The following is a 22,063-nucleotide window of genomic DNA, read 5'->3' as shown; positions in this document are numbered from 1 at the left end:
CCGTGAAAAAAGCAAAATCGTGTTACTATGCCCCGATACCGGCAGCAATGCCACAATGACCACCAAAAAAGGATTTCGCCGTGATTACAGCAGAGCAGCAAAAGCAAGTCGATGGTGCGATGGAACTCTTGAGTGCCTACATCGCCAAAGCCCCGTGGGAAGAATGGATGGTCGAAGTGTTCACCGAAGCCGTCGACTACGCCGCCGAAATGCTGGAGCTATCCGCTGACGAAGTGCTGGATTATCTCGAAGAACAGCCGCTGGGGCAAATGGCGCACGCGCATGTGTTTGAACATTTTGTCACAACCGAGACCAATGAAGGCGACGAAAGTGTACTGAGCGAATTCATGCGCACCCGTGTCGAACAGGACGAAAACTCATTTGCCTGCCAATACTTAAAAGCGCTCAGCAAATCTGAACTCGCCATCTGGGAAGTATTGAACTTCAAAGCCGGAAAAACAGCGCAAGTACGGCGTTTGGGTACTGACGGCCCTACCCTGCAAGTCCCGATGGAAGCCGACAGCATCCCCGCGAACATTTGCATTGCCTCACGCCTGCTGCAATTGCCGGACGGTAGTTATACCTTCAGTTTCGGTTTGCTGCCGGTTGAACGCAGTGAAGCGGAAGACATCCTTGCCTATTTGCAGCAAGTGCGTACAGAAATGCTGGAAACCGCACAAAACGAAGACCAAACCTACGAAGCCGCCGATGTAGAAGCCGCTATCGCTGAAGAGTTAATTGACGTGATTTTCCATGAAACCTTTGCTTCATGGATTGCCCAAGGGTTTGAGGAATAAGCCTAACCCGCGATAGGCGGGAAGCAAAACAGGCGGCTAAACATGACCCACTGCGGCTTGTTCAGCCATGCTCGCTTCCCGCGTCATATTCAGCAGTTCAATCAAAGACGTAGCGTGCATTTTTTCCATCATGTGGCTGCGATGGAATTCAACTGTTTTGACGCTGACTCCCAGTTTTTCCGCCATTTCCTTATTGGAGTGATTATTTGTGACCAACTCCATCACTTCACGTTCACGGTCAGTCAGGTTAGCAATCCGCGCCCGGATCATGGTCAAACGGATACGTGCTTGTTGGTTTTCCTTATCCAGCGCTAAAGCTTCATTGACGTAATCAAGCAATACTTGGTCTTCAAACGGCTTTTCCAGAAAGTACATCGCCCCCGCTTGCATGGCACGCACCGCCATCGGAATATCGCCATGCCCGGTAATAAAAATGATCGGCACGGAATACTGCTGCTTGGTCAGGTGTTGCTGTAATTGCAGGCCACTCATACCCGGCATCCGCACATCCAAGATCAAACAACCAACCATGTGCATGGTATAAAACTTCAGGAAGGCTTCGGCAGATTCAAACGTTGCCACTTTCAGGCGCATGGACTCCAACAGCCAGCGCAAAGAATCGCGTACTGCCGGATCATCATCGACAATAAAAACGGTAGGCGGGTAATTCATCTGTGGGCATTTCCTTATAACGGCAGTACGAAGCTGAAGGTTGAGCCTTTGGTAAGGTTATTAGTGGCCTCAAGCTTACCACCATGCGCTTCGATAATGGAACTGCTGATCGGCAAGCCCATCCCCATCCCGTTCTTTTTGGTAGTGTAGAACGGGCGGAAAATATTCACCTCGAAATCCCCTGACAACCCCGTTCCTTGGTCAACCACCAAGACCCGCAAGGCATGTTTGCCCTCTTTTTGGGTGCGGATGCGCAACACCCCGGTTTTGCCATTTTCCGCTTCCGCCATCGCATCCAGTGCGTTTTGCACCATATTGATCAGGACTTGCTCGATCTGGATTTTATTGATGGAAACCTTGGGCAAATCGGTATCCAGTTCCACCACCAGTTTCACTTCCTTGAATTGCTCGGTTGTTTCCAGCAAATACAAAGTTTCTTGGATGACATCGTTAATGTCGCATGAAACCCGCTCAACATCTTGATCCTTGCGGGTAAAGTCTTTGGCATAACGCAGGATGTCGCCCGCCCGCCGCACTTGTGTGCTGACCAATTGCATCACTTCGCGCAACTCATCCATGCTGCACTCATCCATCTCTAAACGGCGCTCGCAGCCCCGAATATAGTTGGCAATCGCAGACAATGGCTGGTTGAGTTCATGCGCAATACCGGAAGCCATTTCCCCCAGTGTGTTGAGGCGCATGATGTGGGCAAGCTCTTGCTGGCGTTCGGCAAGCAATTCCTGCGCTATTTTCCGGTCGGTATGGTCGACAATAATCGACATGATGCGCAGTTCATCATCAGCAAGATGGATCAGCACCGAATGGATTTCTAACCAGCGGCTATTGCCCTTGAGCGTCTTGATCTTAACTTCACGTTTGCGGACTTCGCCTGTTTGCCCTATGCTGGTAAGGCAGTGTTCGATCTCGGCAACGTATTCGGGGAACACATATTCCTTGAGTGAATGCCCCACCAATTGCCCCGCATGTTCCACTTCCATAATGGTAAAACCTGCCGGATTGACCTCTTGGATAGTCCCATCCAAGGTGCAGATATTAATCCAGTTAGGTTGGCACTGAAAAATGGTGTCGAGCTTGGCACGTTCGATTTCCAAACGTGCTTCCGCCCACTTGCGCTCTTCAACTTCGTGGGTCAATTGCTCATTGGTGGCTTTAAGCTGTTGGTTGGCAGCTTCCAATTCCGCACTTTTGACGCTGACTTCCTGATTGACCGTGCGCAATTCTTCATTGGTGGATTGCAACTCCTCATTAGAGGTTTGTAGCTCTTCGGTGGAAGTATAAAGCTCCTCGTTGGTTGACTGGGCTTCCTCGTAGGTGGATTGCAATTCCTCGTTGGAGGTTTCCAGTTCTTCAATGGTGGTTTGTAAACTTTCGCGGGTTTCGCGTAATTCATCTTCCAATTCTTTCAGGCGGATGGTGTCAATCACCTGTTCCGCCGCACGTTCCGCCGCACCCGGATCGTTATCAGGCAGAACCTCAAAAATGACCACGCTGACTTCATTTTCCGTCAATTTACCTGCCGGAAAATGGCTGACGCGCATCACCACCCGTACATTTTCGCCATTGATACGCATGGCAATACGGCGGCTCGTAAGGGTTTCATCAGTACGCCGGGCTTTATACAACATCCCGCGCATATCTTGGCGTAGTTCAGGACGTATCAATTCCAAGGCACTCAGCGCGGCACGCCCTTCCATAAAACGCAGGAATGGGTCTACTTGGCCACGTACATAAGCAATTTCTTGGCGGTCATCCAGCAAAATACAGGCAGGCTGGTAGATGCTAACCAATAGTTTATCGAACACATCTTGGAGCTTCACTTGGCTCTTTTCACGCACGCCCGCCCCTTGGTAAGCAGTGCGTTGTTCGCGCTGGTGACGGTGTTGCAGTAAATATGGCAGATGGCCTTTCACATCACCCCGGCGGCGGTAGATGCGTGCCTTGCGATCAACCACGGTAAACAGGTGGTCAGTATTGCCAATGGTTTCGGATTTTCCCAGCAGCAAGATAGCCCCAGTTTCCAGCGCGTAATGGAAAGACTCCAGCACTTTACGTTGTAAATTCTGGTTAAAGTAAATCAACACATTACGGCAAGAAACCAAATTCAAGTGCGAAAAAGGCGGGTCACGTACCAAATTATGCCGGGCAAACAGCACCATATTACGGATCGACTGCACAAGCTGGTAAGCACCATCTTTTTGGATGAAATACTTATCCAATAATCGCGGCTCAATACCTGCTACCGCCGCTTTAGGATAACGTGCCTGACGCGCAATCGACAGCACCCCTTCATACAAATCAGTACCAAAAATTTGGACTTTATAACGGGTAATGCGATTACCCAAATACTCCGCCAACATAATGGCAATGGAATACGCCTCTTCCCCAGTTGCACACCCCGCAATCCAAATGCGGATTTCAGTGCCATTTTGCGGCAGAATATCTTCCAAAGAGCGGTGCAATGCTTGATACGCATCGGTATCGCGGAAAAAAGCCGTGACGGAAATCAGAATATCGTTATGCAACTCATACAATTCTTCCGGCTTTTCTTTCAAGAACGCAGAATATTCATCCAGCCGCTTGCATTTGTGTACAGTCATGCGCCGTTCAATGCGCCGCAGCAGGGTATTGCGCTTGTAATCACGGAAATCCGTACCAGTCTGCTCTTGCAATAAGCGCAGGATTTCCTGTATCTCGTCTTCGGAAGGTTCCGGCTTGTGCGCAAACAGGAAGGATGAGTTCGGTTGGCTCAGTAAGTCTTGGATTTGTTGGGCAATATCTTCCGGGGGCAGCACCAAGTCGACATGCCCGGTATTAATCGCCGCGTGGGGCATACTGTCGAAACGGGCGGTGGATTCCAATTGCGCAATGGTAATACCACCTTCCGCCTTGATCGCACGGATACCATGCGCCCCATCCATACCTGTACCGGAAAGGATAATGCCAATGGAACGTTCGCCGTGGTTTTCCGCCAACGAAGCCAGTAAACGGTCTACCGAAGGTTTAGGGCCAATACCAGTGGCTTTTTCCAAGAAGATACGTTTCTTTGCGTAATAAGCATCCATTCCCGGCGGGATAATATAAAGCTGGCCCGTTTCCAATACTTGGTCGTGCTGTAATTCATTAACCTGCAAATGGGTTTCACGCGCCAGAATCGGCACTAACATACTGCTGTGTTTAGGGTCAAGGTGTTGGGCTAGAATATAGACAACCCGATTATCAATCGGAAGTTTCGGAACCAGTTGGCGTAATGCCTCCAGTCCTCCTGCTGATGCCCCAATGCCGACAATGATTAGACCCTCATCATGATTATCATCATCAACTGAGCCAGAAGAACCCGTCATATACTGATCCTTGTCGTATGTCCTGAAAATTATGAAGTGAGTATGGTGTGAAGCAAACCTAAAGCCGATTATCAAGAAGGTTACGAAAAAAGAAAAGGGTCAGGGGAACTGACCCTACGATATAGGCTTTTTCTTGCTTTTGGCTTGGTTCTATTATTCTTACAAAACGTTATCACAACGTGAAAAGATGTACTTGCGTTCCTCCTAGCTTTGCGTCGAGCGCGTCGTCCAGCGCAAGTACAGGCTCGTATTATAAGTGGCAGGACTGCTAATGCGAATACTTTGCTACCAAGGAATATTGCAGTGCTGCCAAGGGTTTTCCCTAAAACGGGATGTCATCATCAAAATCTTCAAATCCACGGTCAGGCGTATGGCTTGCACTCGGGGATGCTGCCGGAGCGCTGCTACCGCCGCCGCCATAACCACCTGTATTAGCGCGTGGTGCTTCATCATAGTTACCAGCACCCATGCCACCACCTTGACGCCCGCCTAACATTTGCATTTCGTTGGCAACGATCTCGGTAGTGTAACGGTCTTGCCCATCCTGCCCCTGCCATTTGCGGGTACGCAGGCTGCCTTCAACGTATACTTGCTGGCCTTTGCGCAGGTATTCCCCGGCGATTTCAGCCAAGCGATTGAAGAATACAATGCGATGCCACTCAGTGATTTCCTTCTTTTCCCCAGTATTCTTGTCTTTGTAGGAATCGTTGGTTGCCAGCGTCACATTAGTGATTGCACCGCCGCTGGGCATGTACTTCACTTCCGGGTCGCGCCCCAGCGTGCCGACCAAAATAACTTTATTGATACCACGTGCCATGTCTTTATCCTTGCTTTAAATACGGTTGCCGATTTTACGCAGAAGGGGCAGAGAATGCATCCAGTGCCGCCTCATCCAAGGTGGCTTTATCGTATTTCAGATAAGCGATACATTCGTCAGCGGATATTGCCACTTCCTTGACCCCCGCGACTGCCGTTAGCTCGTCATACAGGCGTTGCTTGTCTGAGAAAAGCAACGGGTCAAGTTTGAGTATCTTGCTAGTATAGAACGTTGGGGCTGGCAATTGCAGCGCAACTAACAACCATACCAAGGTGATAAGTGCGCTAAAAATAAACACGCCCGTTGCACCCCACGTATGGTTGACCATGCCGCCGAGTGAACCGCCTGCAAAAATACCTAAAAATTGTGAGGTGCTGAACAATCCCATTGCCGTACCTTTGGTGTTGACCGCCGAGTATTTGACGACCAAGGAAGGCTGCACTGCCTCCAAAAAGTTGAAGCCAATAAAAAACAGTAAAAATGCTACCAACAACCAAACCGTATGCGTGTATCCCCAACCCATGACGAGTTCTGCCACAATCAGGGCAACGGTACAGCCCAGTAACAATGGACGTATCTTGTGCTGCTTTTCTGCGATGATAATCAAGGGGATAGACAGCAAAAACGAACCGAGGAAGACGGGCAAATACACTTTCCAATGTTCCGCACTGGGCAAGCCCAACTCATTTTCAAAAATGCTCGGGAGCACCAAAAAGTTGGCCGTCATGACCAAATGCAGGATAAAGACCCCCACATTCATACGCAATAAGGCAATATTCGCCAATGCTTTGCCCAAATACCCTTTAATAATGCCCGCATCATTATGCTGCAAAGTCCGTGCTGGGGTGGGGATGGCAAATATCACCAAGGCAATGCCGATGAATGCCAGCAACATGGTGAACCAAAAAATACTCGGTACGCCGCCGAGTTGGCTGATCACTGGCCCCAACATCATGCCCAACATGAAAGAGATGCCGATGGTCAAACCAATGATACCCATCGTGCGGATACGGTTTTCTTCACGGATCAAATCCGCCGCCAGCGCCATTGTCGGTGCAGCGACTGCGCCCATGCCCTGAATCGCCCGCCCCACCACAATCATCCACATGGTGTGCGAAAGGGCTGCTACCACGCTCCCTATTGCAAACACCAGCAAGCCACCGATGATCACTGGCTTACGCCCAATTTTATCAGAGAGGATACCCAGAGGGATTTGGAAAAGTGCTTGTGACAAGCCGTAAATGCCGATCGCCAAGCCCGCCAGCCACGGGGTGGAGTCGGGCAGTGTTTCTGCATACAGGGCGAACACGGGCAAAATCATGAACAATCCCAGCATCCGCACGGCATAAATCGCCGCTAATGAGGCTGTGACGCGCCATTCCAAACTATTCATTGATACAAGCTCTAAATTTCGAGGGGAGTGAAAAGGATGGCATAATAACACAATCGCCCACAAGCACCCGCCCTGCGATAAGGGCTTGGCGTGTGTTATCCTCTACCTCAAATAAAGCAAGCAAATGGATGTTATGCGAAGCAAATTTCTTCATTTATGGCTGGTGTGGCTTGCCCTGTGTGTACTGACCGCGTTGCCGGTACAAGCGGATAACAGCGCCACCCCAGCATTGTTGGAACCCATCAACCAGCAATTGGATGCTGCCGAACAAGCCTTGCCAGAAGCCAGCGCCGACCCACTACGTCTGGACAAATTGGCAACCCAAGCCGCCGCGCTATCGCAACAAGCCCAAACCTGCATCAACGATTACGGGCAACAACAAACCCAAACCAAACAAGCCGTCGACAGCTTGGGCGAAGCCACCCCAGAAGAGTCCGCCGATGTCAAACTCAAACGCAAGGAGCTGGAAAAACAGCAGCAGCAAACCGAAAAAACCCTGTCGCAATGCCGCCTTTCCAGCCTGCGGGCAACTACCTTATTGGAAGAAACCAACCGCATCCGCCAACTGATCCTCAAACAACAACTGTTTACCCCCTCCCCCTCAGTACTGGCGCATCTGTATGCCATCCTACTGGAACCGGGTGTGTGGAAGCTGGAAATCATCGACACCGTTTCGCGTCTGTTCCAATCGCCCATCCAGTGGGGCAACCTGTTGATGGCAATCCTGTATGGTAGTGCCGGATTGCTTGCCGGGCTATTTTGGCGCAAAAACATGCAGCAACGCCATCAAGGGCGAGCGCTTACTATTGCTACCAGCAGCCCCACGTTGGGGTATATGTGGCGTTACGTATTGCGATTCCTGCCGTATACGCTGTTTGCCCTGCTAATGGCATTATCCTTGTACATCGCCCCCGTTGGTTTCCCCTTGCTGCCAGAAAACCACCTGATTGGCCTGACGAGGATTTTCGGCGGAACGCTGCTGGGGCTGGTGCTGATCCGCTTCATTTGGTTGATGTCCGGGCGCTTTCCGTGGTTGCAAAATACCCGCCTGTACTTTTTTGTTTCGATTGCCTTGCTGCTTGCTGTTGGCAGTTTGTGGCTGGGATACCAGAATTTCTCGGCATTCTTGTTTAGCGGTGTGATCGGTACGCTGTGCCTGCTGCTGCTTGCGGGGCTGTTACTCAAAATTCCAGCGGAAATATTCGACGGACTGGATGAAGGCCGCGCCCCCTGGCAACAACGCATCCGCCAGCATCTGGGTTTGAAGGACAAGCAATTTGTACCGGGACTGGTATGGTTACGCCTGACCCATACGCTGACCATTACCGGCTTGGCTGCACTCCTGATGTTGCGCCTGTGGGGTGTGCCAGAACAATATCTGGCGCTATTCCTCAATCGACTCGACAATGGTTTTGAAATTGCCGGGTTCACGCTGGAACCGTTACGCATCATCGGTGGGCTGCTAGTGATTGCCTTGCTGATCAGCATGACCCATGTCCTCAAGACACATTTGGCAGACAATTGGCTGCAACGCACCGGCCTTAGCCGCGCTGCACAAGAAACAGCGACCACCGTTTCCGGTTATGTGGGCATTTTGCTGGCGATATTGCTGGGCTTGTCGGTGGCGGGCATTGAGTTCAAGAACCTCGCCATCATCGTCGGGGCACTGTCGGTCGGTATCGGTTTTGGCTTACAGAATATCGTCAATAACTTTGTTTCCGGCCTGATCCTGCTGTTTGAACGCCCTATCCGCAAGGGTGACTGGATCAAGGTGGGCAATGCGGAAGGTTACGTGCGTGAGATCAGCATCCGTTCCACCACCATCCAGACCTTTGACCATTCGGACATTATCGTGCCGAACTCGGACATCATTTCCGGGCAAGTGACCAACATGATGCTGACCGATAACATGGGCAGGATCATCGTCCCCATCAACGCCGCCAGTGGTTCGGATGCCGAACAGGTCATGCGGATTCTGCGTGAGGCTGCGGAAGCTCATCCGGCAGTTATAAAAGACCGCAGCAACATGAAAATCAACGTATTATTCCGTGGCTTCGGGGAAAATGGCCTGAACTTTGAACTGCGCTGCTTTATCCGCGAAATTGAAACCCGCTTCACCATCGCCAGTGACTTGAATTTGGCAATCAACAAGGCTTTCCGTCAGCAACACATTGAAATGCCACTCCCACAGCGCACCATACACTTGCTACCGCCGGAAACAGAGCCTGCCAAACCGACAAAAACGCCAGATTCATCTGCCAAACAGGTTGATTTGCGCTAGAATACCCAACCTGCACGGTGGCTCCATAGTTTAATGGATAAAACGGCCCCCTCCTAAGGGGCAGCTACAGGTTCGATTCCTGTTGGGGCCGATGCCCTCCCACCACCTCAAACATCGGTCGGATATATGCCTGCACCCCCTACCCGCTTTGACTTGCTGGACGCGCTACGCGGCTTTGCCGTGGTACTGATGATGGCTTTCCACTTCAGTTTTGACCTAAGCATGTTCGGCTATGTGCGGATTGATTTCTACCAAGACCCTTTCTGGCTGAATGCGCGGATTTTTATTGTCACGCTATTTGTCGGAGTAGCTGGAGCCAGCCTGTCGCTGGCAACGCGGGATGGCATCCATTGGCAACGTTTCCTGCGGCGTGAGGCTATCTTGCTGGCTTGTGCCTTATTGGTCAGCGCTGGCAGTTATGCCATGTTCCCGCAAAGCTGGATTTTCTTTGGTATCCTACACTTTATGGCCTTGGCGGGTTTGCTGGCAGTTCCATTCCTGCACTTTGGCATCAGCAATCTGGTAGTGGGCGTGCTGATCTTGCTGGCAAGTTGGCTATTTACCCACCCGCTGTTTGATGCGCCTGCGTTGCAATGGCTGGGGTTCATGACCCACAAGCCGATTACGGAAGATTACGCGCCGCTGGTTCCGTGGTTTGGTGTCTTGTTGCTGGGGATATTCATCGGCAAACAACTCCCGAACTCCAACCTGTTCCAATACCCGTTGCACACACAACGCTGGGCAAAACCACTGTTGTGGCTAGGCAGGCATAGCTTGCTGGTTTACATGCTGCACCAGCCCATTTTTATCCTCCTATTGGTGTTACTGGCACTGTGAATACCCCACTCCTTACCCTGACCGGTATTGTCAAACGCTTCGATGCGCAGGAAGTGCTGTCTGATTTCAGCTTGAGCATCCATAACGGTGAATTTTTTACCCTGCTGGGGCCTTCTGGTTGCGGCAAAACCACCGTACTGCGCCTGATTGCCGGTTTCGAGCAACCCGATGAAGGCAAAATCCGGTTGGATAGTGCCGATATTACCCAGCTTCCGGCAGAAAAACGCCCGGTGAATACCGTGTTCCAAAGCTACGCGCTGTTTCCGCACATGAGCGTATTCGACAATGTGGCTTTCGGCCTGAAAATGGCAAAGATTGGGGTGCAGGAACAAGCCTTGCGCGTAGCGGAAGCCTTGGCAACAGTGCAACTGACCGAATACGCCAGCCGCAAACCGCATCAGCTTTCCGGCGGGCAAAAGCAACGTGTCGCCATTGCCCGTGCGATGGTTAACCGCCCTAAAGTCTTGTTGCTGGACGAATCCCTCAGCGCCCTCGACCACAAATTACGCCAACAAATGCAGATCGAACTCAAGCAGTTGCAGCGCAAGTTGGGTATCACTTTCGTCTACGTGACCCACGACCAAGAAGAGGCACTTTCCATGTCTGATCGGGTCATGGTCATGCACAATGGGCAGGCGCAACAGGTCGGTACACCGCGCGAAATTTACGAATCCCCGCGCAACCTGTTTGTTGCCCGTTTCATCGGTGAAAGCAATGTATTTGCCGCCACCATCCTGCGTGACCTCGGTGATTACCGCTATGTTGTCGACATTTACGGCGTGGAAAAGGAAATCCGCACCAGCCAGCGCTTTGAAACCGGCGAACAGGTCAACGTCATCTTGCGCCCGGAAGACCTGCGCATTGATTGCCGCACCGATACCATCCGCCAAGGTTTCCCCGGCAAGGTCACAGAGCGCAACTACACGGGGCAAACCTTAAATTCGCAAATTCTGTTGGAAAACGGCCTGACGGTGATCGCGCATGAATTTTTCGACGAAGACGACCCGGATTTTGATTACCGCATCAACCAACAAGTGGGGGTAGATTGGGTCGCTGGCTGGGAACACGTCATTCGGGCGGAGTAGCTTGCTGCACGGCTAAGCACGCTGCTGCCCGCGCTTCAATCTCATAGGGGTTATCCCAATACCGATGCTTGCCCTGCCGCTGCACCCGCAAGCCCGCCAAGGCATAGATCAGCGGAAACAGCACACCCCAACGCTCAAACTGTGCCACATGGGTGCGCTCGTGTACCCGGCTGCATTCCAGATGGGCAGGTGAAATACCCACCACCAGATGCCCCAGCGTAAATGCATTCACCGCCCCGAATACCGGCAAACCACGATCCAACCATGCACCGACCTTACCGCCCCAAACTTCCAACACCCCGGTATGCACGGCAAAACCGCCCCCCGTCCATTTCGCCAGCCACGCCAAGGGCAAGCACCACAAGGTAATCGGTGCAACCCACAGGTAGAGCAAAACTTTCAGCCAAACGGGACGTGTTTTCATGCTTATAAAATGAACTATCCAGCAACAATAAGCGTCAAGAATAACGGAGATGGCATTTCTGCAACTGAATGTATTTGTTGCACCCGCCGAATCCGTTAAACTCTATCACAGCGACAGGCATAAATACTTCAAGACATGCAAACCTGCGCAAAGGGGACTATGTGGGACACACCATTGATCTATTACACGGCATCCTGCTGCTGCTGGTGCTTTCTGTTGGCGCGGTTACAGCCTTCCGCTCATTCAACCTGCCCCCCATTCTTGGCTATCTGCTGGTCGGTGCGTTAACAGGCGAATACGCACTGGGCTGGCTTAAGGAAAATGCCGATTTTGCCTTTATGGGTGAAGTGGGCGTGGTGTTCCTGCTGTTTGCCATCGGCTTGGAATTCTCGCTCAAACAATTTCTGTCCATGCGCAATACCATCCTCGGACTGGGCGGGATGCAAGTGCTGTTTTCGACGCTCGGCGGGCTGGCGATACTGTCTTACTTCGGCGTGCCTTGGAAAGGCGCTTTGGTCGCTGCTGGGGCGCTGGCGATGTCTTCCACCGCCATCGTAGTCAAACAATTGACTGATCAGGCAGAAATGCGGGCGCGGCACGGGCAACTGGCCTTGGGGGTTTTGCTGTTCCAAGACATTGCGGTTGTCCCGTTTCTGGTCATTATCCCGATCCTGTCAGGCGCTAATGCAGAAACCAAAACCGCGTTGGAAATCGGCCTGAACGTGTTTGCGGCTGCGATCCTGTTCGTCACCATGCTGGTGGTCGGACATTACACGCTGCGCCCGCTGTTCCATTACATTTCCCGTGCGCAATCCACTGAATTGTTCAACATTACCGTTTTGCTGGTAGCACTGACTGCCGCGTGGATTACTGAATCCCTTGGCCTTTCGCTGGCGCTGGGGGCATTCCTTGCCGGGATGTTACTGAGCGAAACCGAATACAAACATCAGATTGAAATTGAAATACGCCCCTTCCGCGATATCCTGATGGGGATTTTCTTTATTACTGTCGGGGCAAAACTGAATGTCGCTGTATTGCCAGAACTGTGGCAACCGATCCTGCTGCTGGTATTGGGGCTGACTGTCGGTAAAAGCCTGCTGGTGGCTTTCTTGACCCGTTATTTCGCCGCTGACGATGGCACTTCGCTGCGTACTGGCTTGGTATTGGCGCAAGGTGGGGAATTCGGTTTCGCTTTGCTGTCACTGGCGCTGAGCAACCATTTGCTGACGGCTAACGAGTCCCAAGCGGCGCTGGCCTCCATCATTATCAGCATGGCGCTTTCCCCAGTGATTATCCGTTACAACGAAACCCTGACTAAAAAACTGCTGGGCGACACCTACCTGAACCAACGTTCCAAAGACGCACACGATGTCAGTGCCGCCATACAGGAGGTTGAAGGGCACGTCATCATCTGCGGCTACCGGCGTATGGGGCAAAGCCTAGCACGCTTACTTGATACGCAGGGCGTACCTTACATCGCGCTCGACCTTGACCCTGCCATCGTACAAGAGGCGTGGGAAGCAGGTGACAAGGTGTATTTCGCCGACGGCACACGCCCCGAAATCCTGCTGGCTGCGGGGCTAGACCGCGCCCGCATGATCATCATCACCGTCATCGACATGGAAGTTGCCAAACGCACCACCGAAGCTGCCCGCCAAACCCGCGCAGACATTCCCATTTTGGTACGTACCCGCGATGACCGCTACATGGAATTGCTGGAAAACCTCGGATCAACCTGCGTACTACCGGAAAACCTCGAAGCAACGGTGATGGTTGCCGAACGCATGTTGCAGCAACTCGGCATGGCTCCTGACGAATTGTTGCCAGTCATCGAAAACATCCGCAGTGACGGCTACAAGAGCTTGCGCAGCTACTATCACGGCGATAAGGCAAAATCCGCCAAAGACACGGGGGAAACCTTCCTGCGCACCTTTATCCTGCAAGACAAAGACTACGCTAACGGCAAAGCCATCGGTGAACTCAACATGCTGCGCTTTGGCATCAGCGTCAAGACCTTACGGCGTGGGAACATCCGTGGTGATCACCCGGATATGTCCACCCGTCTGCAAGCGGGTGACAAGTTGGTGCTGGAAGGTAAAGTTGACCGCTTCCGTGAAGTTGAAAACCTGCTACGTAGCGGCGGGAAAGCCGCCAAGAATAACCTGTCAATGCTCAAGGAAGCGGAAGATAACCCCCACTAATTTGCCCGTTTCAACTACAATTAGACAGCTTTACACATTGAACCTTAAGAGGGACTCGACTGTGAACAAACGGATTCACTACCTATTTGTTTTTCTTTTCTGTCTGGGGATGCTCGGCGTTGCCTTGTTTTTCCAGCTAGTCGTCAAACTGGAACCCTGCCCTTTGTGCATCTTCCAGCGCATGGCAATCATGTTCATTGGGCTGGTCGGGTTACTGGCTTTCCTACATAACCCACGCGGCATCGCCGACCGGCTGTACGGGCTGTTACTGATCTTGGGTGGAATCGCCAGCGTCAGCGTTGCCTCGCGCCATGTTTGGCTGCTCAGCCTGCCCAAAGACGAAGCGGCATCCTGTGGCCCTGGAATGGAAATCTGGCTTGACCGTTTCATTGCGCTCCTTCCACAGGGGCAACTCACCGAAACCCTGCTCCGCAGTGGTGCAGAATGCACAGAAGTTACTTGGTCGTTATTTGGCCTTGGCATCCCTCAACTGACTTATCCTGTGCTTATTCTGTTCGCAGCCTACCTCGTATGGCTTTTTTTCAAACAAGATAGAAGAATGTTTTATTAAGCATTCTTGATAACATCTATTGTTCATTGAATAAGCTATGATTCTTCACTTTAGTCGCTTTTTTAGCCCGCTAGTCGGCTCAGTGAGTGATTTTAGTGCTGATAGTGGTAATCTTTTAGCTGAAGTTATGCGTTATCTGGATGCTTAGCATAGGTTCATATACACTGAAAAATAATCTGTTTCTCGCGCCCATGGCAGGAGTCACAGATTATCCATTTCGGCGTTTGTGCAGGCAGTACGGAGCTGCTGTAGCAACCTCCGAAATGCTCAGTGCGGATATGAGTTTATGGGGAAGCAAAAAATCCCGGACGCGGTTCCCCGAAGAACTGGAAGTTGCCCCGCGCAGCGTCCAGATAGCAGGCAGTGAACCTGAGCAGATGGCCAAGGCAGCATACGCGAGTGTGCAAATGGGCGCCCAGATTATAGACATCAACATGGGATGCCCTGCCAAGAAAGTCTGCAACAAGGCCGCTGGTTCTGCCCTACTTCGGGACAAACCGTTAGTACAGGATATTTTGCAAACCGTTGTTTCTGCTGTCGACGTGCCAGTGACCCTAAAGTTTAGGACTGGTTGGTCGGTATCAACACGGAATGCCGTGGAAATTGCCCAAATTGCCGAACAATCCGGCATAAAGGCAATCGCCATCCACGGGAGGACTCGTGCTGATGCCTATCAAGGATACGCCGAATACGAAACCATCCGGCAGGTTAAGGCTAACGTCACCATCCCCGTAATCGCGAATGGTGACATCCGAACCCCGCTGGATGCTGCTTTCATTCTGGATTACACACAGGCAGACGGCCTGATGATTGGGCGCTCCGCTTGGGGTCAGCCTTGGATATTCCAGCAAATTGGTGAATTTCTCAGAACTGGGGAACTCTCCGACGCGCCAGATGTCCATATTCGGCTACAGGTGGTAGTTGAGCACATCAGGGCTATTCATGACTTTTACGGTGCGGATACAGGTGTCCGGGTCGCAAGGAAGCACATCGGCTGGTATTTTGATCGGATGTTGTCCGATCCAAGGTACAAACAACGGATTTTCGCCATCACTTGTCCCAGTAAACAGTTAGCTGCGGTCAATGATGTATTAAATATGATCGCACTAACACAATATTAAAAAAGGTTATAGAAACATGACGAATACATCTTCTCGTGCAGTTGGTCTGGATTCATCCTTGTCAGAAACGGTCAACCGTACTCTGCAAGATTATCTGGATACATTGGGTGACCACGAAGCGAGTAACATTTACCGCCTCGTGCTGGATGAAGTTGAACGCCCCATGCTGGAAATCATGATGCGTTACACACATGGCAACCAGTCGCGGGCAGCCCAATGCTTAGGGATCAACCGTGCAACCCTGCGTACAAAACTGAAACGCCATAACCTGCTTTAATTGCGGATAAAATGGCATTTCTCCGGTAAACAGCGCCCGTAGTGGGCGCTGTTATGGTTTTTTACGCGCCTTTATTTTGCGCTTGAAAATCTTTCAGGCCTTTCCAATCGCCTTCTGCTGCCAGCTTAGCCTGCGCCGCCCACGTTTCTGCTGCCGTTTTGTTGTAGCGTACCCCGCTTTCGCTCAAGGACTTGCTTAGCTCATCACTGCTCATCGCTGCGATTTGTGCATAAGTCGTAATGCCTGCCGCATTCATCGCTTCCGCCAGTTTAGGCCCAATGCCGCCCAAACGGGTCAGGTCATCATCCTTTGCAGCTTCAACGGCTGGCGCTTCGGCTTCAAGCGTTTCAGCAACAGACTCTAGTTCCTCTACAACAGCTTCTGCCACGGGCACTTCAACCTCAACAATAGGCTCTGCTTCCACCGCTACAGGTGCTACCGCAGGTACTGCAACAGCCTTGAGGGACGCCTGCAATTCGCGGTTTTGTTTTTGCAGGTTTTCCACTTCCTTACGGCTGGCTTGCAAAGCAAGCTCGACTTTCTTCTTTGGGTTTGGCACAAATAAACGGACAAATATCCACTCCATCAGCCAGCCACTAAGAATCCCAAGAATAAATACTCCTAATAATGCGGACATCACAAACTCCATTAATTTTAAATATATGAGCGATCATAAACTGTTAGCTAAATCCTAAACCGATACGTACAGGGAAGGAATACACCAAATGGTAGGGATAAGCAGACAAACTACCTCTCTCCTTGAGCGGTGACGGTGTGATAATACTGGCATAAACCCCAAACATATTGCCTATATCATGCAGTTAAAATTTGTCGCATTGGCTTGCACATTGCTATTGGTTGCTTGTGAGGAAAAGCGTCCTCCTGATGCCGATAGCCATACCCCTTCCAACAGCACTGCCCCGGTGTTGCGCTCGGAGTTGGATATTACCCTGAACCACATTATTCAGCAGCACGGACTGACAGGTAATCCGGCACAGACGCCCTTACCCTCAATAGATTCGCCCAAAGCCCAATTGGGCATGAAGCTATTTTTCAGCAAAACGCTGTCTGGCAATCTGGATGTGGCTTGTGCCAGTTGCCATCACCCGCTCTTGGGCGGTGGGGATAATTTATCCCTGTCTATCGGCGTGGACGCTTCTGACCCGGACGTGCTCGGGCATACCCGTACCCTGAAAGGCAACAAAGCACCGGGCGTCCCGCGCAATGCCCCAACCACCTTCAATATTGGCTTGTGGAAACACGTCATGTTCCATGATGGGCGGGTTGGGCAAGTCACCGCAGGCATTACCACGCCCGACAGCACCTATCCCCAAGCTGACCCGAAGGCGGGGGATAATCTGGTCCATGCGCAAGCACGTTTCCCCGTTACGTCCTCGGCTGAAATGCGCGGCAAAAACTTTGACATCGGCGGTACGTCCCAATCTTGCCGTGACTTGCTAGCGGCACGTTTAGGTGGCTATGCGCCCGCACCGCATCCACTGCAATCGGCGGAAACCGCCTATTGGCTGACAGAATTCCGCAAGGTTTACCAATCGCCCGACAACAGTGCTAAAACACTCATTACGGAACAAAACATCGCGGCAGCATTGGGGGAATACCAACGTTCCCAAGTATTCGTAAATACCCCGTGGCGTGATTATGTGCAAGGTAATCTGGATGCGATCAACGAAACAGCCAAACAAGGTGCATTACTGTTCTTCAAGAAACGCGAAGATGGTGGGCGCGACTGTGCAAGCTGCCATAAGGGAGATTTCTTTACCGATGAACAATTCCGCAATGTACTGATACCACCGATAGGCCCCGGTAAAAATACCCCGGATGATGGTTCGCAGCAGGACTTGGGGCGTTCACTGGTGACAAATAAACCGGAAGACAAATTCCGTTTCCGCACCCCTAGCCTATTGAATGTGGCAGTAACTGGCCCGTGGGGGCATAACGGCGCTTACACCACGCTCAGCGGTGTTGTGCAGCACATGCTCAACCCCTTCGATACTGCCGTCAATTACGACGTGGCGCAACTGAAGCAACCTAATGTCCAGACGAAACAACTCCAGCAAAACCTGCGCGAAATGTTGGGGGAAAATACTGACCTCGCCGGGCAGCAGTACGAGGAACAGGACGTGCGGCAACTGGTGGCGTTCCTACAAACATTGACTGACCCGTGCGTAACAAACCCAATCTGCATGGCGAAATGGACACCACCACCGGATCAGCAAGACCCAATGGGGTTGCAATTGAACGCTAAATTGCCCTAATCAAATACCGTATTGGTTGCGGTATGCTTGTACTTTTTCCAACAGGGTGGGATCGTTCAGGCTGCTGCCAACGTGGTTGATCACTTCTTTTAGGCCAACAATGCTGATCACGGAAATGCCGTACAGGGCTTCGACTTCTTGCACTGCCGACTGTTTGCCCGTGCCACATTCTTGACGGTCGAGGGAAATGGCGACACCCGCCAGCGTTGCGCCCTGCCCCGCCACGATGTCAGCAGATTCGCGGATTGCCGTTCCGGCAGTGATCACGTCATCCACCACCAGCACGCGACCTTGCAAAGGAGCACCGACAATCGTGCCGCCTTCGCCGTGGGCTTTGGCTTCCTTGCGATTGAAGGCATAGGGGTAATCTTTGCCATGATGTTCGTACAGTGCCATCGCCGTAGCCGCAGCCAGCGGGATACCTTTGTAGGCAGGGCCAAACAGCATGTCGAATTCCAAACCAGAATCAACAATTGCCTGTGCGTAAAACTTGCCTAAGCGGGACAACGCCGAACCCGTTTGGAACAAACCGGCATTGAAAAAATACGGGCTGATACGGCCTGATTTGAGGGTGAACTCACCAAACCGCAACACCCCTTGGGAAATGGCAAATGCCAGGAATTCCTGTTGATACGCTTTCATCACATCCAGTCCTATGCTTGTAAATCTGCTAATGCCTGCCCCAATTGCAGCGGGACATCCGCGCCAAGGCCGTTTGCCCATGCGGTTTGCGGGTTTTCCAGCAGCAAAATGACGGTGGAACCCATGTTAAAGCGCCCCATTTCCGCACCTTTTGCCAAACTCACATCCGGGAACACTTGGCGCTTTACGCCCCAACCTTGCGGTGGCGTCACCAAGCCATCCCACACAGTTTCAATCGCGGCGACATTGATTGCACCGACCAGCACCATTGCCAGCTTGCCGTAAGCGGTGTCGAACATTGCCACCACCCGTTCATTGCGGGCAAACAGGCGCGGGATGGTGCGGGCGGTATGCCCTGCCACGCTGAACAAACGCCCCGGCACGTATACTTGCTCGGTCAGCGTCCCTGCCAGTGGCATGTGGATGCGGTGGTAATCACGCGGCGACAAGTAAATGGTTGCAAACTGCCCATTCATGAACGGTGCAGCACACTTTTCATCCCCGCCCAACAATTCCAGTGCGGAATAGTAATGGCCTTTGGCTTGGAAAATGCGACCTTCTTCAATCTTGCCCATCTGGCTGATACAACCATCCACCGGGCTTGCCAGCACGTTTTCACCTTCGGCGAGTGGGCGTAACCCCGGCTTTAGCGGGCGGGTGAAGAATTCGTTGAAGGTTTTATAACTGGCGGGATCAGGGTTGGTAGCTTCTTCCAGATTGACTTTGAAAACGTCGCTGAACAGGCGGATCGCGGACGGCACAAACGTCGGACATTGAATCCGCGTCAAGCGAAAAACCAAGCGGGAAATAAAATGGTGCGGCAACACATACAGTGGCCAAGATTTCAGGATGTCCAGTATGTTCATTTGAGTTGATGTACCCGTTGCAAATGCGGGATGATACGGCAATTTTAAGCCAGTGTATAACCCATGAATTTTAATCACGCCGAACTGCTGACCATCAAGGACTACATCCGCTGGGGTGCAAGCCGCTTTGCCGAAGCCGAATTGAGCTTTTCCCACGGCATGGCGTCTGCCATCGACGAAGCCGCTTATCTGGTGCTGCATACCCTGTTCATGCCAGTGGATACGCCTGATTTGTATTTCGACAGCCGCCTGACTATCGTTGAGCGCGAAGCCGTTGCCGACATCCTGCAACAGCGCGTGGAAACCCGCAAACCCGCCGCCTACCTCACGAATGAAGGCTGGCTCTGCGGCTTGCCGTTTTACGTGGATGAGCGCGTGCTTGTGCCACGTTCGCCGATTGCCGAATACATCGAAAAGCAGTTTGCGCCGTGGATTGAGGCTAACGACGTTAACAGCATCCTTGACCTTTGCACTGGCAGCGGTTGTATTGGTATCGCTTGTGCCTACGCTTTCCCTCATGCGCGGGTGGACTTGAGCGATATTTCTGCGAATGCCTTGGAAGTTGCCCAAGCCAATATTGAACGCCATAACCTGATCGGGCAGGCTGAAGCGATCCAATCCGACCTATTCGAGGGCTTGCGGGGGCGTAAATACGACATCATCGTCAGCAACCCGCCGTATGTGGATGCGGATGATATGGCGGCACTTACCCCCGAATTCCTGCACGAACCGGCGGATTTAGCACTGGCTTCCGGCAATGATGGCTTGGATCATACCCGCCGCATCCTGCGAGAGGCAGCCGAGCATTTGACCGACCACGGCATTTTGGTGGTGGAAGTGGGCAACAGCCAGTATGCGCTACAGGCCGATTACCCGGATGTGCTGTTCCATTGGTTGGAATTCGAGCGCGGCGGTGACGGGGTTTTCCTGCTCACCGCCGAACAAGTGCGTGAACTCGCAGCTTACTGATAGGAATAGTAAGAGCCATCCCCACGCCCACCTGTGTAGGGGTAGGTTATCCCATCGCTACTAGTGGTAGTGCTGGCGCTGCTATTATTGCCACGGTAGCAACTGGTGCGCTGCGCCCCCGGCAAGTCACTAAACAGGTAATAACCGTATGACCTTGCTGCGTTCACTGCATCGCTGGGGATGCTGAAAACATTGATTTTGCCATCCGCCCCGCCGCAGAACGCGGGGTACATGCGCCCATCCATCCCGCAACTGCTATTACTTACTGGAATGTTAGCGGCCTGTAATTCGCGCTGCATTTCAGCCAGCGGTACACCGCCGTTTTCGCACTGACGTGAGCCTTGGTATTTGTACACGTCGACGTAAGAAATCGGGGCTGGCGCGGGTGTTGAGTAAGGCGGTGCCCACGGGTTTCCGAGACCACCGTTTACCATGTTTGGCGGCAAACAGGCAGTCAGAAACAGGCTGGAAAACAGGGCAATTCCCCCAAGACGAATAACAGACATAATCCGCTCCCTAAGTGGTTGTTGTGTTGCTGGTTTGACCGGGAAAATACCACGGCAGTTCCCTGCCAGCACGTTATCAAAATTTCGTCAGACCGTCTGCCAATCTGCTCAAGTCGCTGACGGTTTCAACGTGTTCCAGTTGTTCATCGCTGATGGCAATATTGAATTCTTCTTCCATCGCCATCGCAACTTCAATCATGCTCTGTGGGTCTGCACCAAAATCTTTGAACAAGTGGCTTTCCGGCCTCACATCCAGCGCGACCAACCCCCACTCAATACAAATGATTTCTCTGATACGGGCGAACAGATCAAACAGATACCTACCATCTTGCTGCCCGAAGTGCAGCACTGTAGAACTCGCTTCCTGCATTTTTGACACTCATCCATCTACGTTATTATTAACCAGCACCGCCCCCTCGCTTAGTGGCAATGCTGACCTACGCTTAGGTAGACCGTGATAAACGTTATTTGTTCTCTGTGATTTTATACACAGAATCCAAACCCGCTGCGTTGTATGCTGAATCCCATCAACAAAACAGCACAGAACGGAGGGAACGCGAGATGAAACGTTTAATTTACATCAGCTTACTGGCAGCAGCCCTGATTCCTGCCGCAAACGCCAGCCAAGTAGCCGTAGAAAATTGGTACATGGGTGATTCCAACTGCACGATTGACGGTCGCCCTGCCCGCATGAACTGGAAAGTGGTGAGCGAATGGGTCGGCAGTTGTAGCGGTGACATTTGTTCGGGCTATGAAAGCGCGAAACTGGTCGGCAAGTTCAGCGACAACGGCGGCGCATGGGTTCCATTGGCGCGTACCAGCAGCAGCCACAACGCGCTGAACATCCGCTACTTGGGCGCGGAACCGGATAACTGGATGCTGCAATACAACCCACGCCTACGTCGTGCCATTGGCTGGACGACGTGGCATGGGAACCATTACCCATTGGTATGCTGGAAGTAGTAC

21 protein-coding genes and 1 tRNA gene are annotated in these 22,063 nt (G+C 52.0%); 12 read left to right on the top strand and 10 right to left on the bottom strand.

Annotated elements, in window-relative coordinates; translation table 11 throughout:
• Positions 1-80: 80 nt before the first annotated feature.
• Complete coding sequence (locus PHE17_RS06860; protein WP_301015082.1) at positions 81-797, top strand: hypothetical protein; 717 nt, start codon at positions 81-83, stop codon at positions 795-797.
• Between the two features lie 36 nt (positions 798-833).
• Here the strand turns inward: PHE17_RS06860 and PHE17_RS06855 are convergent, their stop codons facing one another.
• The 4 genes from PHE17_RS06855 to PHE17_RS06840 form a co-directional block, all read right to left on the bottom strand.
• Positions 834-1,469 carry a response regulator gene (locus PHE17_RS06855; RefSeq protein WP_301015081.1) on the bottom strand — a complete coding sequence of 212 codons (636 nt, stop codon included), beginning with the start codon at positions 1,467-1,469 and terminating at the stop codon, positions 834-836.
• 14 nt (positions 1,470-1,483) lie between these two features.
• Positions 1,484-4,831, bottom strand: a complete 3,348-nt coding sequence (locus PHE17_RS06850; protein WP_301015080.1) for a chemotaxis protein CheB — start codon at positions 4,829-4,831, stop codon at positions 1,484-1,486.
• Positions 4,832-5,153: 322 nt separating this feature from the next.
• Positions 5,154-5,648 (bottom strand): single-stranded DNA-binding protein, encoded by a 495-nt coding sequence (gene ssb, locus PHE17_RS06845; protein WP_301015079.1) that lies wholly within the window; start codon positions 5,646-5,648, stop codon positions 5,154-5,156.
• A gap of 34 nt (positions 5,649-5,682) precedes the next feature.
• Positions 5,683-7,041, bottom strand: coding sequence for an MFS transporter (locus PHE17_RS06840; RefSeq protein WP_301015078.1), 1,359 nt, complete (start codon positions 7,039-7,041; stop codon positions 5,683-5,685).
• Positions 7,042-7,174: 133 nt separating this feature from the next.
• On the opposite strand from PHE17_RS06840, the gene PHE17_RS06835 reads away from it, so the two are divergent.
• The 4 genes from PHE17_RS06835 (at position 7,175) to potA (ending at position 11,244) form a co-directional block, all read left to right on the top strand.
• Positions 7,175-9,322: a mechanosensitive ion channel domain-containing protein gene (locus PHE17_RS06835; protein ID WP_301015077.1), complete on the top strand. Its 2,148-nt coding sequence runs from the start codon at positions 7,175-7,177 to the stop codon at positions 9,320-9,322.
• 19 nt (positions 9,323-9,341) lie between these two features.
• Positions 9,342-9,413: transfer RNA gene (locus tag PHE17_RS06830), tRNA-Arg, on the top strand.
• A 35-nt stretch (positions 9,414-9,448) separates the two neighbouring features.
• The gene (locus PHE17_RS06825; protein ID WP_301015076.1) at positions 9,449-10,159 is read left to right on the top strand and encodes a heparan-alpha-glucosaminide N-acetyltransferase; all 711 of its coding nucleotides are present in this window, start codon (positions 9,449-9,451) and stop codon (positions 10,157-10,159) included.
• A complete protein-coding gene (gene potA / locus PHE17_RS06820; protein WP_301015075.1) occupies positions 10,156-11,244 on the top strand; it encodes a spermidine/putrescine ABC transporter ATP-binding protein PotA in 1,089 nt (362 codons plus the stop codon). Before PHE17_RS06825 ends, potA begins: the two co-directional genes overlap by 4 nt.
• Here potA and PHE17_RS06815 read toward each other — a convergent pair.
• Positions 11,228-11,668 (bottom strand): hypothetical protein, encoded by a 441-nt coding sequence (locus tag PHE17_RS06815; RefSeq protein ID WP_301015074.1) that lies wholly within the window; start codon positions 11,666-11,668, stop codon positions 11,228-11,230. The genes potA and PHE17_RS06815 overlap by 17 nt on opposite strands.
• 161 nt (positions 11,669-11,829) lie before the next feature.
• On the opposite strand from PHE17_RS06815, the gene PHE17_RS06810 reads away from it, so the two are divergent.
• From PHE17_RS06810 to PHE17_RS06795, 4 genes are all read left to right on the top strand, one after another.
• Entirely contained in the window at positions 11,830-13,869 is a 2,040-nt protein-coding gene (locus PHE17_RS06810) for a cation:proton antiporter (protein ID WP_301015073.1), read from the top strand.
• A 61-nt stretch (positions 13,870-13,930) separates the two neighbouring features.
• On the top strand, positions 13,931-14,440 hold the full coding sequence (locus tag PHE17_RS06805) for a disulfide bond formation protein B (RefSeq protein WP_301015072.1): 510 nt from the start codon (positions 13,931-13,933) through the stop codon (positions 14,438-14,440).
• 140 nt (positions 14,441-14,580) lie between these two features.
• Positions 14,581-15,561 (top strand): tRNA dihydrouridine synthase DusB, encoded by a 981-nt coding sequence (gene dusB, locus PHE17_RS06800; RefSeq protein ID WP_301015071.1) that lies wholly within the window; start codon positions 14,581-14,583, stop codon positions 15,559-15,561.
• Positions 15,562-15,577: 16 nt separating this feature from the next.
• Complete coding sequence (locus PHE17_RS06795; RefSeq protein ID WP_301015070.1) at positions 15,578-15,838, top strand: helix-turn-helix domain-containing protein; 261 nt, start codon at positions 15,578-15,580, stop codon at positions 15,836-15,838.
• Positions 15,839-15,899: 61 nt separating this feature from the next.
• Here the strand turns inward: PHE17_RS06795 and PHE17_RS06790 are convergent, their stop codons facing one another.
• Positions 15,900-16,475, bottom strand: coding sequence for a helix-hairpin-helix domain-containing protein (locus tag PHE17_RS06790; RefSeq protein ID WP_301015069.1), 576 nt, complete (start codon positions 16,473-16,475; stop codon positions 15,900-15,902).
• Between the two features lie 178 nt (positions 16,476-16,653).
• Between PHE17_RS06790 and PHE17_RS06785 the strand changes: the two genes are divergently transcribed.
• Positions 16,654-18,114 carry a cytochrome c peroxidase gene (locus tag PHE17_RS06785; protein WP_301015068.1) on the top strand — a complete coding sequence of 487 codons (1,461 nt, stop codon included), beginning with the start codon at positions 16,654-16,656 and terminating at the stop codon, positions 18,112-18,114.
• Here PHE17_RS06785 and pyrE read toward each other — a convergent pair whose 3' ends face one another.
• Both pyrE and asd read right to left on the bottom strand, forming a co-directional pair.
• The gene (gene pyrE / locus PHE17_RS06780) at positions 18,115-18,756 is read right to left on the bottom strand and encodes an orotate phosphoribosyltransferase (protein ID WP_301015067.1); all 642 of its coding nucleotides are present in this window, start codon (positions 18,754-18,756) and stop codon (positions 18,115-18,117) included.
• An 11-nt stretch (positions 18,757-18,767) separates the two neighbouring features.
• Positions 18,768-19,622: an archaetidylserine decarboxylase gene (asd, locus tag PHE17_RS06775; RefSeq protein ID WP_301015066.1), complete on the bottom strand. Its 855-nt coding sequence runs from the start codon at positions 19,620-19,622 to the stop codon at positions 18,768-18,770.
• Between the two features lie 63 nt (positions 19,623-19,685).
• Between asd and prmB the strand changes: the two genes are divergently transcribed.
• Complete coding sequence (prmB, locus tag PHE17_RS06770; RefSeq protein ID WP_301015065.1) at positions 19,686-20,591, top strand: 50S ribosomal protein L3 N(5)-glutamine methyltransferase; 906 nt, start codon at positions 19,686-19,688, stop codon at positions 20,589-20,591.
• On the opposite strand, the gene PHE17_RS06765 is transcribed toward prmB, so the two are convergent.
• Together PHE17_RS06765 and PHE17_RS06760 are read right to left on the bottom strand one after the other, a co-directional pair.
• On the bottom strand, positions 20,585-21,097 hold the full coding sequence (locus PHE17_RS06765) for a hypothetical protein (protein ID WP_301015064.1): 513 nt from the start codon (positions 21,095-21,097) through the stop codon (positions 20,585-20,587). The two genes, prmB and PHE17_RS06765, sit on opposite strands and share 7 nt — an antisense overlap.
• Before the next feature lie 76 nt (positions 21,098-21,173).
• The gene (locus PHE17_RS06760; protein ID WP_301015063.1) at positions 21,174-21,467 is read right to left on the bottom strand and encodes an acyl carrier protein; all 294 of its coding nucleotides are present in this window, start codon (positions 21,465-21,467) and stop codon (positions 21,174-21,176) included.
• 191 nt (positions 21,468-21,658) lie between these two features.
• On the opposite strand from PHE17_RS06760, the gene PHE17_RS06755 reads away from it, so the two are divergent.
• On the top strand, positions 21,659-22,060 hold the full coding sequence (locus PHE17_RS06755; RefSeq protein ID WP_301015062.1) for a DUF6006 family protein: 402 nt from the start codon (positions 21,659-21,661) through the stop codon (positions 22,058-22,060).
• The last annotated feature ends 3 nt before the right edge of the window (positions 22,061-22,063 follow it).

It is taken from the genome of Thiothrix sp., from assembly GCF_028714775.1.
Lineage (GTDB): Bacteria > Pseudomonadota > Gammaproteobacteria > Thiotrichales > Thiotrichaceae > Thiothrix.
The sequence above is the reverse complement of the archived record's forward strand: the minus strand, read 5'-3'. Positions and strand labels throughout refer to the sequence as shown.